The sequence below is a fragment of the Klebsiella indica genome (assembly GCF_005860775.1).
Classification (GTDB): Bacteria; Pseudomonadota; Gammaproteobacteria; order Enterobacterales; family Enterobacteriaceae; genus Klebsiella; species Klebsiella indica.
On sequence record NZ_VCHQ01000028.1, the window covers coordinates 1 to 15891 of the forward strand.

A 15891-nucleotide genomic window follows, 5' to 3' on the forward strand; every position below is an offset into this window, starting at 1 on the left:
GTTCCGTTCACGATAAATTCGCGGATATTCGTTATATCCACAGCGTGTGAACGGGCAGGGGGACGTTTCGCCCGTCCCCCTGCACCCCCGGCATTGCGCTGAAAACCTGCCGCTGCGCGGTCCGCTCCACTCCGGCTTCATCTGGCGGACCGGGCGGGACTCGACGCTACTCGTCCCATCCCTGGGACTCGCCCTTCCAGGGCCAGCGCAAGCGCTGTTCAAAATTGCTCCCGGCAATTTTGTCCCTGTCTCGACCCGCCCTCTGGCCGCCGTCCTGGCGGCCAGTCCTGGATGCGCGCCTGCGTTCCCGCCAGGTTTCCTTGATGCGCCCAACCCCCATGCGGTGAGTCCGTTATTCGTCAGTGGCTTTTCAGAGGCTGAAAATTATAAAAAGGTTATATCCTTTATATTTCAGCCCGTATCAGCTCAGTAAGCGAATCAACTGAATCAGATTTTCGTTTAAACCACCGATTAACAGAACCGCTCAGCCAGCCATAAACACAACTGACACCCCTTAACTGACCCGCATTGCGCATAACGCGGGCGCAGGATTATTCGGCGGTCGCGGATTGCGACGGCGCGGAGTGATAATGCGCGTCCGCTTCGGCAAAGCGTCTTTGCATCTCAGCGGAGGGGGCGCTCCCCAGCAGACTAAAGACCACAATGCCCAGACTGCCGAAAATGAAACCCGGAATGATTTCATACAAACCCAGCCAGCCGAACTGTTTCCAGATGATCACGGTCAACGCGCCGATAATCATCCCGGCCAGCGCGCCATTACGCGTCATACGCGACCACATCACTGAGAACAGCACCACCGGGCCAAACGCCGCGCCGAAGCCAGCCCAGGCATAGCTCACCAGACCCAGTACCCGATTCTCCGGGTTTGCAGCCAGGGCGATAGACACCAGCGCAACCAGCAACACCATAAAGCGCCCCACCCATACCAGCTCTTGCTGACCGGCATTTTTACGCAGAAACGCTTTATACAAATCTTCGGTAATCGCGCTGGAGCACACCAGCAGCTGGCAGCTCAGCGTCGACATCACCGCCGCCAGAATCGCCGATAACAGGATCCCCGCAATCCACGGGTTGAATAAAATTTGCGCCAGTTCAATAAAGACGCGTTCAGCATTCTGATTCACTGCGCCGGCCACTCCCGGATGAGTGGTGAAATAAGCGATACCAAAGAAACCGACGGCAACAGCCCCCGCCAGGCAGAGAATCATCCAGGTCATGCTGATACGACGCGCGTGTACAATACTGTGGTGGGAGTCCGCCGCCATAAAACGCGCCAGGATATGCGGCTGACCAAAATAGCCTAGCCCCCAGCCCATCAAAGAGATAATCGCCACAACGTTCAGCCCCTTGAGCATATCAATATTCTCAATGCTCTTTTGCTTAATCACTTCCAGCGAATCACCAAAACTGCCGACGGAAATGATCACCATTATCGGCGTCAGCAGCAGAGCGAATATCATCAGGCTGGCCTGGACGGTATCGGTCCAGCTCACCGCAAGGAATCCCCCGACGAAAGTATACACAATGGTTGCCGCCGCCCCCGCCCACAGCGCGGTTTCGTAGCTCATCCCGAAGGTACTTTCAAACAACCGGGCACCGGCCACAATGCCGGAAGCACAATAAATGGTGAAAAACAGCAAAATCACCAGCGCCGAAATAATTCGCAGCACACGACTGGTATCTTCAAAACGGCCGGTGAAATAATCCGGCAGCGTCAGGGCGTTATTATTAACCTCGGTATGCACGCGTAAACGCCCTGCCACCAGTTTCCAGTTGATCCACGCGCCCAGCGTCAGACCAATGGCGATCCAGCTTTCGGAAATACCGGAAATAAATATCGCGCCTGGCAGCCCCATCAGCAGCCAACCGCTCATATCGGAAGCCCCGGCGGAGAGCGCCGTGACAAATGGGCCGAGACTACGGCCACCGAGAATATAATCATCGAAATTTCTGGTGGAACGCCAGGCAATAAAACCGATAAGAACCATACCAAAAATATAAACAATAAAAGTCACTAACATGGGTGTGCTAATAGCCATGTAAAAATCTCCAGAATTTTTGTCGACAGCGTCCAAATTTGTCGTTTTTCCATTACCGGAACGGGGTAATGGCATATTGGTTGTATTGGGCGACCGTATCCTGACGGAAGCTTTGTTTTTTCACAAACGATTTAACACAGCATTTACACGAAATGCCTCCGGGGCCAAACTCCATTTTGTTATAGGTTGCACTCTCTCACGTTTTTATCGGTTGCACCATGAAAAAGTGTTAAGTCACGCAGACAAAAACCTTATCCATAAGGGATAAATCTGCGTAATTTTCATTATATTTTTTAACAAATGAGGCATTTTTCTGCCCGCAACACAATTCTCAATTAACAAGGTTGCACAAAGTTGCAACATGGTGGATATTTCTACGCAACCGCATAACGACACTGATAATCTATTGCAGGAGTTCCTGATATGGGCACCACCACCATGGGTGTAAAACTGGACGAAGCGACGCGCGAACGTATTAAATCCGCGGCAAGCCGTATTGACCGCACGCCACACTGGTTGATTAAACAGGCCATCTTCAACTATCTGGAAAAGCTGGAAAGCGACCAAGCGTTGCCGGAACTTTCGGGAAGGTTTTCCGGTGAGGTTAATGAGGGTGAAGAAGCCGGTACGCCAGGCGATGAGCCTTATCAGCCGTTCCTTGAATTCGCCGAGCAGATCCTGCCGCAATCCGTCTCTCGCGCCGCGATTACCGCCGCCTGGCGGCGGGCCGAAACCGATGCCGTACCGATGCTGCTGGAGCAGGCCCGTCTGCCGCAGAATCTGAGTGAACAGACACATAAGCTCGCTTATCAACTGGCAGAAAAACTACGTAATCAAAAAACCGCCAGCGGCCGCGCCGGGATGGTGCAGAGTCTGTTACAGGAATTTTCACTCTCCTCACAGGAGGGCATCGCACTAATGTGCCTGGCAGAGGCTCTGCTGCGTATTCCCGATAAAGCCACCCGCGATGCGCTGATCCGCGACAAAATCAGCAACGGCAACTGGCAGTCGCATATTGGCCGTAGCCCCTCGTTGTTCGTCAACGCCGCCACCTGGGGACTGCTGTTTACCGGCAGACTGGTTTCCACCCATAATGAAACCAGCCTGTCGCGCTCGCTGAACCGCATTATCGGTAAGAGCGGCGAACCTTTGATCCGCAAAGGCGTCGATATGGCCATGCGCCTGATGGGCGAGCAGTTCGTCACCGGGGAAACTATCGCTGAAGCGCTGGCTAACGCCCGTAAGCTGGAAGATAAAGGCTTCCGTTACTCCTACGATATGCTGGGCGAAGCGGCGCTGACCGCCGCCGACGCGCAGGCCTATATGGTCTCCTACCAGCAGGCGATCCATGCCATCGGCAAAGCCTCAAACGGGCGCGGCATTTATGAAGGACCGGGCATTTCAATCAAACTCTCCGCACTGCACCCCCGCTACAGCCGCGCCCAGTACGACCGCGCGATGGAGGAGCTTTACCCCCGGCTGAAGTCCCTGACCCTGCTGGCGCGCCAGTACGATATCGGCATCAATATCGACGCCGAGGAGGCCGATCGTCTGGAGATCTCACTCGACCTGCTGGAAAAACTCTGTTTTGAACCGGAACTGGCGGGATGGAATGGCATTGGTTTTGTTATTCAGGCCTACCAGAAACGCTGCCCGTTCGTCATTGACTACCTGATCGACCTTGCAACCCGTTGCCATCGTCGCCTGATGATCCGCCTGGTGAAAGGCGCCTACTGGGACAGCGAAATCAAACGCGCGCAGATGGACGGTCTCGAAGGCTATCCGGTCTATACCCGCAAGGTCTACACCGACGTCTCTTATCTGGCCTGCGCGAAAAAGCTGCTGGCGGCGCCGAACCTGATCTATCCGCAGTTCGCCACTCATAACGCCCATACCCTGGCGGCGATTTATCACCTGGCCGGACAGAACTACTATCCGGGACAATACGAATTCCAGTGCCTGCATGGCATGGGCGAACCGCTGTATGAGCAGGTCACCGGTAAGGTCGCTGATGGTAAACTCAACCGACCGTGCCGTATTTACGCCCCGGTCGGCACTCATGAGACGCTGCTGGCGTATCTGGTGCGCCGTCTGCTGGAGAACGGCGCTAACACCTCTTTTGTTAACCGTATTGCGGACAGCACGCTGCCGCTGGATGAACTGGTTGCCGATCCGGTTGCCGCCGTGGAAAAGCTGGCCCAGCAGGAAGGTCAGCCTGGCCTGCCGCATCCGAAAATCCCCCTGCCGCGCGATCTTTACGGCAAAGGGCGCAGCAACTCGGCCGGTCTGGATCTGGCCAATGAACATCGACTGGCCTCCCTCTCCTCCTCTTTATTAAATAGCGCATTACATAAATGGCAGGCGCTGCCGATGCTGGAGCAGTCGGTTGCCGAAGGTGAGATGCAGGCGGTGATTAACCCGGCGGAACCAAAAGATATCGTCGGTTACGCGCGAGAAACCAGCGACGCTGAAGTTCAGCAGGCGCTGACCAGCGCGGTCAACCTTGCGCCAATCTGGTTCGCCACCCCGCCGCAGGAGCGCGCGGCGATCCTCGAACGCGCAGCGGTATTGATGGAAGGCCAGATGCCGACCCTGATGGGTATCCTGGTGCGGGAAGCCGGCAAGACTTTCAGCAACGCCATTGCTGAAGTACGCGAAGCGGTAGATTTCCTCCACTATTATGCGGGTCAGGTCCGCGACGATTTTGATAACGAAACCCATCGCCCGCTGGGGCCGGTGGTGTGTATCAGCCCGTGGAACTTCCCGCTGGCGATATTTACCGGACAGATTGCCGCCGCGCTGGCGGCAGGCAATACCGTGCTGGCGAAACCCGCCGAACAGACGCCGCTTATCGCTGCCCGGGGCGTGGCGATCCTGCTGGAGGCTGGCGTACCACCGGGCGTTATTCAGCTATTGCCGGGCCGCGGGGAGACCGTCGGCGCCGCGTTGACTGCCGATGAACGGGTGCGCGGCGTCATGTTTACCGGCTCAACCGACGTCGCCACCCTGCTGCAACGCAATATCGCCAGCCGCCTTGATACGCAGGGTCGGCCAACTCCGCTGATTGCCGAAACCGGCGGGATGAACGCGATGATCGTTGACTCTTCCGCCTTAACCGAGCAGGTGGTGATCGATGTACTTGCCTCGGCGTTCGACAGCGCCGGTCAGCGCTGCTCCGCTTTGCGGGTGCTCTGTCTGCAGGAGGAGATTGCCGACCATACGCTGACCATGCTGCGCGGCGCGATGGCCGAGTGCCGGATGGGCAATCCCGGCCGCCTGACGACCGATATCGGGCCGGTGATTGATGCAGAAGCCAAAGAGAACATTGAGCGTCATATCCAGGCGCTGCGGGGCAAAGGACGAACCGTCTTCCAGGCGGTGCGTGAAAACAGCGAGGATTCCCGCGAGTGGGACACCGGCACTTTTGTGCCGCCAACGCTGATTGAACTCGACAGCGTCGATGAGCTGAAAAAAGAGGTCTTCGGCCCGGTCCTGCACGTGGTGCGTTATCACCGCAACGAACTGGATCAGTTGCTTGAGCAGATTAACGCCTCCGGCTACGGCCTGACCCTGGGCGTGCATACCCGCATTGACGAAACGATCGCCCAGGTCACCGGTAGCGCCCATGTCGGCAACCTGTATGTCAACCGCAATATGGTCGGCGCCGTGGTCGGCGTACAGCCATTTGGCGGCGAAGGGCTATCGGGCACCGGTCCGAAAGCCGGCGGCCCGCTGTATCTCTACCGCCTGCTCGCCTGCCGTCCGCAAAACGCCGTCGGGATCACCCTCACCCGCCAGGATGCGGAGTACCCGCTGGATGCGCAGTTGAAAACGCTGCTGGAAAAACCCTTGCTCGCGCTACAGCAGTGGGCGGCGGATCGCCCGGAATTGCAGTCTCTGTGCCAGCAGTTCGCCGAACAGGCGCAGGCCGGGACTCAGCGCCTGCTGCCAGGCCCCACCGGCGAACGCAACACCCTGACCTTTATGCCGCGCAATCGCGTGCTGTGCGTGGCCGATAATGAGCAGGATGCGTTAACTCAGTTAGCGGGCGTAACCGCAGTCGGTTGTGAAGTACTGTGGCCTGACGCGCCTCTGCAGCGCGAGCTGGCGAAAAAACTGCCGCCTGACGTCAGCGAACGGATCCACTTTGCAAAAGCGGAAACCCTGACGGCCCAGCCTTTCGATGCGGTTATTTATCACGGCGACTCCGATCAGTTGCGTGAGCTGTGCGAGCAGGTCGCGGCGCGCGAGGGAGCCATTATTTCGGTGCAGGGGTTCGCCCGTGGTGACAGCAATCTGCTGCTGGAACGCCTCTATATTGAACGTTCACTCAGCGTCAATACCGCCGCCGCAGGCGGCAACGCCAGTCTGATGACCATTGGCTAAGGTTGTTTCCCGTAGGCGGCGCGGCGCATCTGTCGCACAGCGCCGCCCGTCAATTAACGCACGCGAATACCGTCGAGAATCATCCGCTGCACGTTGTCAACGGTCTGCTGAAAAAACGCCTCATCGCGAAGCGTCGCGCCGGTTATCGCCTCAACCTGGGTGGCGAAGTCAGCATAATGTTGAGTTGTTGCCCAAATCATAAAGATCAAATGCTGAGGATCAACAGGAGCAAGTTTACCGCTCTCAACCCAGCGGGAAATAATCGCCGACTTCTCATCCACCAGCGCTTTCAAATCGCCGGTAAGTTCTGCCATCAGCAACGGCGCGCCCTGAAGCATTTCAAGACAAAACAGCCTCGACGCCTCAGGGTGGTCGCGGGATACCTCCAGCTTAAGGCGAATATATTCACCGATAGCGACCAGCGGACTGATATCTTCGCGAAAAGCTTTCAGCGGCATTAGCCAGATAGCCAGAATCTGCTGCAGCACGGCGATATACAGCGCCTCTTTTGACGGGTAGTAATAGAGCATATTGGTTTTCGATACCCCGGCCAGCTCAGCCACCTGTTCAAGGCGCGTACCGTGGATACCAAACTGCGAGAACGCGTCCAGCGCCGCAGCCAGAATAGCCGCTTTTTTCGCGCTCACCGCCTGTGAACGTTTACCGCTCTTTTTCACGGCGCCCTGTGCCATAGCTCATCTCCTTCTTTTCAGACCATCAGCATAACAAAAGCCCGGCGCCGACACGACTCTCTGCACTCCCATTGCGCACGACTGCGTTTTTTTCGTGCACTATTTTTGACCATTCAGTCCACTTTTATTGCTGCCATTTTAAGCAACTATATTGCAACACATTAATAACATTAACCTTTCAAAAACTGGCATCGTCTTTGCTTTATCTATAACGCGGGGTGACCGAGGAAGCTGCAGGATGCAACGCCGCGCGCCTTCTTGTTCAACGACATGCAGAGAGGTAGGTATGAAAATTGGTGTCTTCGTTCCGATCGGTAATAACGGCTGGCTGATTTCCACCCATGCTCCCCAGTACATGCCAACGTTCGAGCTCAATAAGGCCATCGTGCAAAAAGCCGAACATTACAACTTTGATTTCGCGCTCTCGATGATCAAACTGCGCGGCTTCGGCGGTAAAACCGAATTCTGGGATCATAACCTTGAATCCTTCACCCTGATGGCCGGGCTGGCGGCGGTGACCTCGCGTATCCAGATTTACGCCACCGCCGCCACGCTGACGTTGCCGCCGGCGATCGTCGCCCGCATGGCGTCCACTATTGATTCCATCTCCGGCGGTCGCTTTGGCGTCAATCTGGTGACCGGCTGGCAAAAACCGGAATATGAACAGATGGGCATGTGGCCGGGCGATGATTACTTCGCCAACCGCTATGACTATCTCACTGAGTATGTCCAGGTCCTGCGCGACCTGTGGGGGACCGGGCACAGCGACTTTAAAGGCGACTACTTCACCATGAACGACTGCCGCGTGAGTCCCCAGCCGTCGCAGCCGATGAAGGTGATCTGCGCCGGGCAAAGCGATGCGGGCATGGCGTTCTCCGCGAAATACGCTGACTACAACTTCTGCTTCGGCAAAGGGGTCAATACGCCCACCGCCTTTGCCCCCACCGCCGCCCGCATGATGAAAGCGGCGGAGGAAACGGGTCGCGATGTCGGCTCCTATGTGCTGTTTATGGTGATTGCCGACGAGACCGATGAAGCGGCCCGCGCCAAATGGGAACACTATAAAGCAGGCGCGGATGAAGAGGCTCTGGCATGGCTGACCGAGCAGAGTCAGAAAGACACCCGCTCCGGCAGCGATACCAACGTACGCCAGATGGCTGACCCCACTTCCGCTGTCAATATCAATATGGGCACCCTTGTCGGCTCCTATGCCAATGTTGCCCGCATGCTTGACGAAGTCGCGACCGTCCCCGGCACAGACGGCGTGCTGCTGACGTTTGATGATTTCCTTATCGGCATCGAAGCCTTTGGTCAGCGCATTCAGCCGCTGATGCGCTGCCGCGCCCCTGTTACCACAATGACTCAGGAGGTTGCCTGATGATTACCCTGCCTGCTCGCCCGGAATCCCTGACCTTTGCGCCGCAGCAAAGCGCGCTGATCGTGGTGGATATGCAGAACGCCTACGCCAGCAAAGGCGGCTATCTCGATCTCGCCGGGTTTGATGTGTCCGCCACCCAGCCGGTCATCGACAATATCAACACCGCCGTGGCCGCCGCCCGTGCCGCCGGAATGCTGATTATCTGGTTCCAGAACGGCTGGGACGACCAGTATGTTGAAGCGGGCGGTCCGGGCTCGCCAAATTTTCATAAATCCAACGCGCTGAAAACCATGCGTCAGAACCCGGAACTCCAGGGCAAGCTGCTGGCGAAAGGTGGCTGGGATTATCAACTGGTTGATCAGCTTATGCCGCAGCCCGGCGATATTGTGCTGCCGAAACCGCGCTACAGCGGCTTCTTCAATACCGCGCTCGACAGCATCCTGCGCAGCCGCGGCATTCGCCATCTGGTCTTTACCGGCATCGCCACCAACGTCTGCGTGGAATCCACCCTGCGAGATGGTTTCTTCCTCGAATATTTCGGCATCGTTCTGGAAGACGCAACTCACCAGGCCGGTCCGGCATTCGCTCAACAGGCGGCGCTGTTCAATATTGAAACCTTCTTTGGCTGGGTCAGCGATGTCGCCCGCTTCTGTGCGGCCCTTGACCCCGCCGCACCACTCTCATTCCCCGAGGAGAAACGTTATGCCTAAACACGTGATTATTCCGCCAGGCACCACCACGCCTATTGCACCATTTGTCCCCGGTACGCTGGCCGACGGTGTGGTTTATGTTTCCGGCACGCTGCCGTTTGATAAACAAAACAACGTGGTCTATATCGGCGACCCAAAGGCGCAAACCCGCCACGTACTGGAAACCATCAGGAGCGTTATCGAGACGGCGGGAGGCAGTATGGAGGATGTGACCTTCAACAGCATCTTTATCACCGACTGGAAAAACTACGCCGCGATTAACGAGGTCTACGCCGAATTTTTCCCCGGCGACAAACCGGCACGCTTCTGCATTCAGTGCGGACTGGTGAAGCCAGATGCACTGGTGGAAATCGCGACTGTAGCACATATCGGGAAACCCTCATGATCAAGCTGAATATTTCCCCGGCACCTTATCCGAACGCGCCGGTAGTGGTGCTGAGCGCCGGGCTCGGCGGCGCGGGCGGTTACTGGTTGCCGCAGCGAACGGCGCTGGAAGCACAGTACCAACTGGTGAGCTATGACCATAACGGCACCGGAGAAAACGGCGGTCCGCTACCGGCGGACTACAGCATGGCAACCATGGCGGAGGAGCTTTACGCCGCGCTGCAGGGAGCGGGAATTATGCGCTTCGTGCTGGTCGGTCATGCGCTGGGCGCGTTGATTGGTCTGCAACTGGCGCTTGATTATCCCGAAGCGATAAGCGCTCTGGTGCTGGTTAACGGCTGGCTGAAACTCTCCCCGCATACCCGCCGCTGTTTCCAGGTACGCGAACGATTGCTGCACGCCGGGGGCGTTCAGGCCTGGGTAGAAGCGCAGCCGCTGTTTCTCTATCCGGCAGAGTGGATGGCTTCTCGCCAGCCGCGTCTGGAGGCCGAAGATGCGCTCGCCATCAGCCATTTCCAGGGTAAAGATAATCTGTTGAAGCGGCTTAATGCCCTGAAGCAAGCCGACTTTTCACGCCGGGCGGCGGAAATAACCTGCCCGACATTCATTATCAGCGCAGCTGACGACCTGCTGGTGCCGGCCTCCTGTTCCCGCGTGCTGCAAGAGGCCATCCCCGGCAGCCAGCGGGTGGAAATGGCCTGGGGCGGCCACGCCTGCAACGTCACCGATACTGCCGCCTTTAACCCCATTTTATGTGACGGGCTGGCCACCATACTGCCTGCCGCGAAGGAGAATCTATGAGCGAAGCCATTAGCCGGGCGGCCTGTGCTACCCTGTTTACCGATGCCAGGACCCACAATGGCTGGCTGGATAAAGCGGTCACTGACGACAAGTTACATGAAATCTACGACCTGATGAAAATGGGGCCAACCTCGGCCAACTGCTCTCCGGCACGCATTGTTTTCGTCCGCACGCCGGAAGGGAAAGAAAAACTACGCCCGACCCTGTCGAGCGGCAATGTAGAGAAAACCATGAACGCCCCGGTCACCGCGATCGTAGCCTGGGACAGCGCCTTCTACGATCGGCTGCCGGAACTGTTTCCCCACGGCGACGCCCGCAGCTGGTTTACCTCCAGCCCGCAACTGGCGGAGGAGACCGCGTTTCGCAACAGCACATTGCAGGCGGCATATCTGATTTTCGCCTGCCGGGCGCTTGGCCTTGATACCGGGCCGATGTCGGGTTTTGACCGGGAAAAAGTGGATGCAGCGTTTTTTGCCGATGGCCGCTGGAAGAGTAATCTGCTGATTAATATCGGCTACGGCGATAGCAGCAAACTGTATGATCGCCTGCCACGTTTGCCCTTCGATGATGCCTGCCAGTTAGCATAAGGAGCCGGAATGTCCCTTGCCGATAAACAAAGCTTTCGCGATGCCATGGCGCATGTCGGGGCGGCGGTCAATATTATCACCACGGATGGTCCCGCCGGACGCGCGGGATTTACCGCCAGCGCCGTCTGTAGCGTGACCGATACGCCACCCACGCTGCTGGTGTGCCTGAACCGCTCGGCCTCAGTCTGGCCGGTATTCAGCCAGCACAAGACACTGTGCATCAATACGCTGGCCGCCGGACAGGAGGGATTATCGAATATATTTGGCGGCAAAACACCGATGACGGAGCGCTTCGCCGCCGCCGACTGGCAAACCGGCGTGACCGGCTGCCCGCGTCTGCAAGACGCGCTGGTCAGCTTCGATTGCTGTATTAGCCAGGTTGTCAGCGTCGGCACTCACGACATTCTGTTTTGCGAGGTGGCGGCAATTGTTCGCCACCCTGAGCCGCGCGGATTAATGTGGTTCGACCGAGGCTACCATACGCTGATGCGGCCAGCCTGTTAACCTTAACGCCAGGCTAACAGCGTAAGGCTGCATATGGTGTTTCGATTTTCTCGCAGACAGTGACACACGCGGTGCCGCCGTTACCATCGCACCTGGGCTATTCCCCTGTGACTATCATCCTTCCCCGACAGCACAGCATGTACCGGGGCCAGACGATCGACGAAATGGACGCCGCCGACGAAACGTCGGCGGCAAGGGTGATGAGTTCGTGTTCGGGATCTCCCCCATCAGCAAACAATCCGGTCAACGCACTAGCTATTGCGGCTACCGTGACTATTTTTCCCTCCTTTTTTGCCAGCTTCTGATGCGCGCTGGGGATCATTTTTGAAATTCCCCCCGCTATGCTGACCACCTTTACGACCTGCTTCTGATGCTCTTTCACGGTCTTCGGCAAAGTTGCCGGCACCGCCACGATGGTTTGCCATTACTGACCTCCACTTAGGTTATCTACCCTGACGCATTCAGGTTGCAGGATAAAAACGCCGGGGACGCGTTAGCCCCGAAATGGCCGCGTCACTCGCTGATGCGGTATCCCCTGAGCGCAAGGCCCGGAGATGAACGGCATCAACGCAGCCAATACCAGACAACCTGGCATATGACGGGTATGGACATCATATTGCATGAGGTGAATCTCAAGACTTTCGTCTCCGTAATACAGAGCACCGCCCTTTTCGTATCACGTGCCTTTAAGGTTAGCGAATGCGCGTCATGCTGACGGAACAGAGTCACATTCTGAAATAACTTTGCCAACACAATCTTTATTGTCCACCGGGTTATCCGCTAACCGCTTCTTATGGTTACGAAAAGAGCAAAGCAGAAAATGTATCATTTTGCGACAAAATCAATAATTCCAATTTTGTTATAAATCAAATAAATGATTGATGCATTTGCACTCCTCACCAGAGATCTTATCTTTAAAAGTAGCCAGTAAATTAACTGGTCCATAACGTAACCGAGGAGTGATGCAAATGGCTAAAATTCTGGTGCTTTATTATTCAATGTACGGACACATCGAGACCATGGCGCATGCTGTCGCCGAAGGGGCAAACAAAGTCGATGGCGTTGACGTGGTCGTGAAGCGCGTACCGGAAACCATGCAGGCGGAGGCGTTTGCCAAAGCAGGAGGAAAAACACAAAACGCTGCCGTTGCCACACCGCAGGAACTGGCAGAATATGATGCCATCATCTTCGGCACCCCAACCCGTTTCGGCAATATGTCCGGACAAATGCGCACGTTTCTCGATCAAACTGGCGGCCTGTGGGCGTCCGGTGCGCTGTACGGCAAACTGGCCAGCGTATTCAGTTCAACGGGCACCGGCGGCGGCCAGGAGCAGACGATCACCTCCACCTGGACCACCCTTGCCCATCACGGGATGATCATTGTGCCAATTGGTTACGGCGCTCAGGAACTGTTCGATATATCACAGGTTCGCGGCGGGACGCCTTACGGCGCCACCACTATCGCCGGGGGAGACGGTTCACGTCAACCGAGCGAGGAAGAGCTGGCGATTGCTCGCTATCAAGGTCAACATGTCGCAAGCCTGGCGGTTAAACTTCACGGTTAATCTTCAGCAGGAGGAAAGCATGCCGAATCAAGAAGCAAAATCCCACCACGTGGGCGAATGGGCACGTTTACGCAATACCTCTCCCGAAATTGCCGAGGCGATTTTTGAATTAGCCAATTACGATGAAAAAATAGCGGAGCAAATCTGGGAAGAAGGCAGCGATGACGTTTTGCCTCTCGCGTTCGCCAAAACCGACAAAGCGTCTCTGTTCTGGGGCGAACAGACCATCGAGCGTAAAAACGTCTGACGCGTTCGGCATGATTTACCTGGTTGTCTCCCCGGTAGCGCGACGGCTTACCGGGGTATCATGTGTGCATGGCCGCACCGCCATTACGGCGCGGCCATATTTTGTTGATGTTATAAAAAACCGGATGACTCCGGTTTTTTATAACACTGGTTATTTTATCGCCTCGGCCATCGCCTTCTTAAAGGTTTCCATCGGGCAGAAGCCGTTACCATCCACCGGACAACCGTTCAGCGCCAGCGTCACCCGCTGCGGCGGGGATTGCAGGGTCAGCGCCTCGGCATTGCGCAGTTGCTCAGTGCTTTGATAAACATACTCAATCTTCATTAAATCACGATTGCCGCGCTTATCGTGCCAGCGCTGGAACACCAGCTTGCCGCCGATTGGCGTACGTTCGTACTGTTCAGGCAACTGATAAGCTTTAAAATCCAGCGCCGTCAGCAGCGAGGCGATATTGGAATCATGCCCCACCAGCAGCGTGACTTTCGCCGCTCTTTCCGCATCGCCCACCAGCGCGTTATCAATATATTTCACCAACGGTTTAGCGACGTTGCGCGCCACTTGCGGAGAGGTAAACAGACTATCCTGGTAGCCATTTTTCAGCTTAGAGAGCACCCGCCACTGCTGATCGCTTTTGATTTCCCCCCAGGCCACCTGATCTTTGGGGAAACCTTCGTAATATTGCAGTGTAAAAGCGTCAACCAGCGAATTGCCTACCTTCAGCGGACCGGATACGCCCGGCTCCTTCTGGTATTGGGCGCTGAAGGTATCTTTCCCGTCGCTTAGCGAGCACTGCTGCTTCTCTTTGCAGGAAGGGGAATGACGGTAATCCGTCATCGTCTCCAGTAATTTATAGCTTTCATCAAGCTGCATCCCCTGCCGCTCTTTCTCCATCGCCTGCACGGCTTTTTCTTTGAATGCGGCGGAATCGTCGGTGATCACCGGGTTAAAAGTTGGGTCCATGGTGCCCATTTTCTCCTGATGATGCACCGTCACGCCGCAGCCGGGAAAGGCGCCGGTAATGAAGAACTGCGCCGTGGCGACGGTTCGTTGCAGGCTATTGGCGTAAGCATAGACCGCGTTCTCCGGCGGACACTCACCGCTGGTCACCAGCCCCTGCTGCGCCAGCCATTCACGCATATAGTGCCCCATATAAACTTCAAGCACCCCACCCTTGGTGGTCAGTTGCCCGCCGGGAACATCCCACTGCGGCCACGGCTTCGGCGTGGATTGCTCCAGCACGCTGCCATTGTTCGCCAGCGGCGCGCGCAGGTTATGGCGGCTCATGATCAGCACCTGCTGAAGCTGGTACCCTTCCGGTGCGGCCTGTTCCTGCGCCTGAGCACCTGCCGACAGTAAAACGACGCCTGCCACTGCGGTGGCGAGTAGACTTTTTCTCATCCCTTAATCCTCAGTCAGTGATTATCATCGCCTTAATTGTGACAAATTTATGACATTTTTCCTGGCAATAGCTCGCAAAGTGAGGAAAGAAAGACCGCGTCCTCCTCCCCCACCGTAATGACTAATATCAGTAACATAACCGGGGTTTTTTAGGCTATTCCTGCCACTATGTTCAGAGGTGCTGAATCTGCCCCGTGGCATAACAGATGGTGCGCCGTGCCTGACCGGATTCACGGTGCGACATTCATCACCGCGCTCATCACTGTTCAATTAATGAGCAATCCGGCTTTACACTTTATGATTATTGATGTAAAAAATAATTTCAATATTTCACTGGTCTGCCACTTTTGTCTAACAAGTCGGGTTCTCTTTCAGATATTTCCCGATGTTATCATCCCTGCATCACTGTATTTTTTCTTCATGTTAAACAGACTATTAGGTTAATGTATGTCAGGTATCCTGCTCTTTATCGTCGCGGTGGTTTTGCTGGGTGTGGCCATTTACAGCCTGGTGTCCTACGTCAAGGATCGGCGTTCCGGACAACTGCCAACTCATAAGAAAAAGAAATAAAACATCCCCACTATTCTTACTCTCTGCCCCCTGCTATTCCTGGTAAACCGTTCCTCTGGCAAACAGTTACCGTTCGCGAAACAAAGTGAAAAACCACTATTGCTGCCGCAATGCAGGTCAGTTAAGGGCTGTCAGTTGTGTTTATGGCTGAGCGGTTCCGTTAATCGGTGGTTTAAACGAAAATCTGATTCGGTTGATTCACTTACTGAGCTGATACTACGGGCTGAAATATAAAGGATATAACTTTTTTTATGATTTTCAGCCTCTGAAAAGCCCCTGACGAATAACGGACTCACCGCATGGGGGTTGGGCGCATCAAGGAAACCTGGCGGGAACGCAGGCGCGCATCCAGGACTGGCCGCCAGGACGGCGGCCAGAGGGCGGGTCGAGACAGGGACAAAATTGCCGGGAGCAATTTTGAACAGCGCTTGCGCTGGCCCTGGAAGGGCGAGTCCCAGGGATGGGACGAGTAGCGTCGAGTCCCGCCCGGTCCGCCAGATGAAGCCGGAGTGGAGCGGACCGCGCAGCGGCAGGTTTTCAGCGCAATGCCGGGGGTGCAGGGGGACGGGCGAAACGTCCCCCTGCCCGTTCACACGCTGTGGATATAAC

14 protein-coding genes and 1 pseudogene are annotated in these 15891 nt (G+C 56.1%); 10 read left to right on the forward strand and 5 right to left on the reverse strand.

The genetic code is table 11. The annotated features are described in order from the left end of the window. Nucleotides 1-551: 551 nt before the first annotated feature. Nucleotides 552-2060 carry a sodium/proline symporter PutP gene (gene putP / locus FE839_RS20225; RefSeq protein WP_138362573.1) on the reverse strand — a complete coding sequence of 503 codons (1509 nt, stop codon included), beginning with the start codon at nucleotides 2058-2060 and terminating at the stop codon, nucleotides 552-554. A 423-nt stretch (nucleotides 2061-2483) separates the two neighbouring features. On the opposite strand from putP, the gene putA reads away from it, so the two are divergent. Beyond that, complete coding sequence (gene putA / locus FE839_RS20230; protein ID WP_138362574.1) at nucleotides 2484-6446, forward strand: trifunctional transcriptional regulator/proline dehydrogenase/L-glutamate gamma-semialdehyde dehydrogenase; 3963 nt, start codon at nucleotides 2484-2486, stop codon at nucleotides 6444-6446. A gap of 53 nt (nucleotides 6447-6499) precedes the next feature. Here putA and rutR read toward each other — a convergent pair whose 3' ends face one another. Continuing rightward, nucleotides 6500-7138, reverse strand: coding sequence for an HTH-type transcriptional regulator RutR (gene rutR / locus FE839_RS20235; protein ID WP_138362575.1), 639 nt, complete (start codon nucleotides 7136-7138; stop codon nucleotides 6500-6502). A gap of 286 nt (nucleotides 7139-7424) precedes the next feature. Here rutR and rutA point away from each other — a divergent pair, with 286 nt between their 5' ends. The 6 genes from rutA to rutF are packed head-to-tail and all read left to right on the forward strand — an operon-like array spanning nucleotide 7425 to nucleotide 11502. Continuing rightward, nucleotides 7425-8516, forward strand: coding sequence for a pyrimidine utilization protein A (gene rutA / locus FE839_RS20240; protein ID WP_138362576.1), 1092 nt, complete (start codon nucleotides 7425-7427; stop codon nucleotides 8514-8516). Continuing rightward, complete coding sequence (rutB, locus tag FE839_RS20245) at nucleotides 8516-9226, forward strand: pyrimidine utilization protein B (RefSeq protein WP_138362577.1); 711 nt, start codon at nucleotides 8516-8518, stop codon at nucleotides 9224-9226. The genes rutA and rutB overlap by 1 nt, the downstream gene beginning before the upstream one ends. Then, entirely contained in the window at nucleotides 9219-9611 is a 393-nt protein-coding gene (gene rutC, locus FE839_RS20250) for a pyrimidine utilization protein C (RefSeq protein ID WP_138362578.1), read from the forward strand. Before rutB ends, rutC begins: the two co-directional genes overlap by 8 nt. Next, nucleotides 9608-10411, forward strand: a complete 804-nt coding sequence (rutD, locus tag FE839_RS20255) for a pyrimidine utilization protein D (RefSeq protein ID WP_138362579.1) — start codon at nucleotides 9608-9610, stop codon at nucleotides 10409-10411. The genes rutC and rutD overlap by 4 nt, the downstream gene beginning before the upstream one ends. Next, a complete protein-coding gene (locus tag FE839_RS20260; protein WP_138362580.1) occupies nucleotides 10408-10998 on the forward strand; it encodes a malonic semialdehyde reductase in 591 nt (196 codons plus the stop codon). The genes rutD and FE839_RS20260 overlap by 4 nt, the downstream gene beginning before the upstream one ends. Before the next feature lie 9 nt (nucleotides 10999-11007). Next, on the forward strand, nucleotides 11008-11502 hold the full coding sequence (gene rutF, locus FE839_RS20265; RefSeq protein ID WP_138362581.1) for an NADH-dependent FMN reductase RutF: 495 nt from the start codon (nucleotides 11008-11010) through the stop codon (nucleotides 11500-11502). A 251-nt stretch (nucleotides 11503-11753) separates the two neighbouring features. Here the strand turns inward: rutF and FE839_RS20270 are convergent, their stop codons facing one another. Then, complete coding sequence (locus FE839_RS20270; protein ID WP_138362582.1) at nucleotides 11754-11927, reverse strand: con-10 family general stress protein; 174 nt, start codon at nucleotides 11925-11927, stop codon at nucleotides 11754-11756. Between the two features lie 543 nt (nucleotides 11928-12470). On the opposite strand from FE839_RS20270, the gene wrbA reads away from it, so the two are divergent. Beyond that, entirely contained in the window at nucleotides 12471-13067 is a 597-nt protein-coding gene (wrbA, locus tag FE839_RS20275) for an NAD(P)H:quinone oxidoreductase (protein WP_138362583.1), read from the forward strand. 19 nt (nucleotides 13068-13086) lie between these two features. Next, the gene (locus tag FE839_RS20280) at nucleotides 13087-13314 is read left to right on the forward strand and encodes a YccJ family protein (protein ID WP_138362584.1); all 228 of its coding nucleotides are present in this window, start codon (nucleotides 13087-13089) and stop codon (nucleotides 13312-13314) included. A gap of 150 nt (nucleotides 13315-13464) precedes the next feature. On the opposite strand, the gene agp is transcribed toward FE839_RS20280, so the two are convergent. Next, nucleotides 13465-14712 (reverse strand): bifunctional glucose-1-phosphatase/inositol phosphatase, encoded by a 1248-nt coding sequence (gene agp, locus FE839_RS20285; RefSeq protein ID WP_138362585.1) that lies wholly within the window; start codon nucleotides 14710-14712, stop codon nucleotides 13465-13467. A 447-nt stretch (nucleotides 14713-15159) separates the two neighbouring features. Here agp and FE839_RS20290 point away from each other — a divergent pair, with 447 nt between their 5' ends. Further along, the gene (locus FE839_RS20290; protein WP_138362586.1) at nucleotides 15160-15282 is read left to right on the forward strand and encodes a small membrane protein; all 123 of its coding nucleotides are present in this window, start codon (nucleotides 15160-15162) and stop codon (nucleotides 15280-15282) included. Between the two features lie 131 nt (nucleotides 15283-15413). On the opposite strand, the pseudogene FE839_RS24780 reads toward FE839_RS20290, so the two are convergent. After that, nucleotides 15414-15891, reverse strand: a pseudogene (locus FE839_RS24780) (hypothetical protein); the annotation flags it as partial.

What these genes read in the sequence shown, in the direction of transcription:
- wrbA (WP_138362583.1), top strand. Translation starts at nt 12,471, where the DNA reads ATGGCTAAAATTCTGGTGCTTTATTATTCAATGTACGGACACATCGAG.
- rutD (WP_138362579.1), top strand. Translation starts at nt 9,608, where the DNA reads ATGATCAAGCTGAATATTTCCCCGGCACCTTATCCGAACGCGCCGGTA.
- putP (WP_138362573.1), bottom strand. Translation starts at nt 2,060, where the DNA reads ATGGCTATTAGCACACCCATGTTAGTGACTTTTATTGTTTATATTTTT.
- rutA (WP_138362576.1), top strand. Translation starts at nt 7,425, where the DNA reads ATGAAAATTGGTGTCTTCGTTCCGATCGGTAATAACGGCTGGCTGATT.
- rutF (WP_138362581.1), top strand. Translation starts at nt 11,008, where the DNA reads ATGTCCCTTGCCGATAAACAAAGCTTTCGCGATGCCATGGCGCATGTC.
- rutB (WP_138362577.1), top strand. Translation starts at nt 8,516, where the DNA reads ATGATTACCCTGCCTGCTCGCCCGGAATCCCTGACCTTTGCGCCGCAG.
- FE839_RS20270 (WP_138362582.1), bottom strand. Translation starts at nt 11,927, where the DNA reads ATGGCAAACCATCGTGGCGGTGCCGGCAACTTTGCCGAAGACCGTGAA.
- rutR (WP_138362575.1), bottom strand. Translation starts at nt 7,138, where the DNA reads ATGGCACAGGGCGCCGTGAAAAAGAGCGGTAAACGTTCACAGGCGGTG.
- FE839_RS20280 (WP_138362584.1), top strand. Translation starts at nt 13,087, where the DNA reads ATGCCGAATCAAGAAGCAAAATCCCACCACGTGGGCGAATGGGCACGT.
- FE839_RS20260 (WP_138362580.1), top strand. Translation starts at nt 10,408, where the DNA reads ATGAGCGAAGCCATTAGCCGGGCGGCCTGTGCTACCCTGTTTACCGAT.
- putA (WP_138362574.1), top strand. Translation starts at nt 2,484, where the DNA reads ATGGGCACCACCACCATGGGTGTAAAACTGGACGAAGCGACGCGCGAA.
- agp (WP_138362585.1), bottom strand. Translation starts at nt 14,712, where the DNA reads ATGAGAAAAAGTCTACTCGCCACCGCAGTGGCAGGCGTCGTTTTACTG.
- rutC (WP_138362578.1), top strand. Translation starts at nt 9,219, where the DNA reads ATGCCTAAACACGTGATTATTCCGCCAGGCACCACCACGCCTATTGCA.
- FE839_RS20290 (WP_138362586.1), top strand. Translation starts at nt 15,160, where the DNA reads ATGTCAGGTATCCTGCTCTTTATCGTCGCGGTGGTTTTGCTGGGTGTG.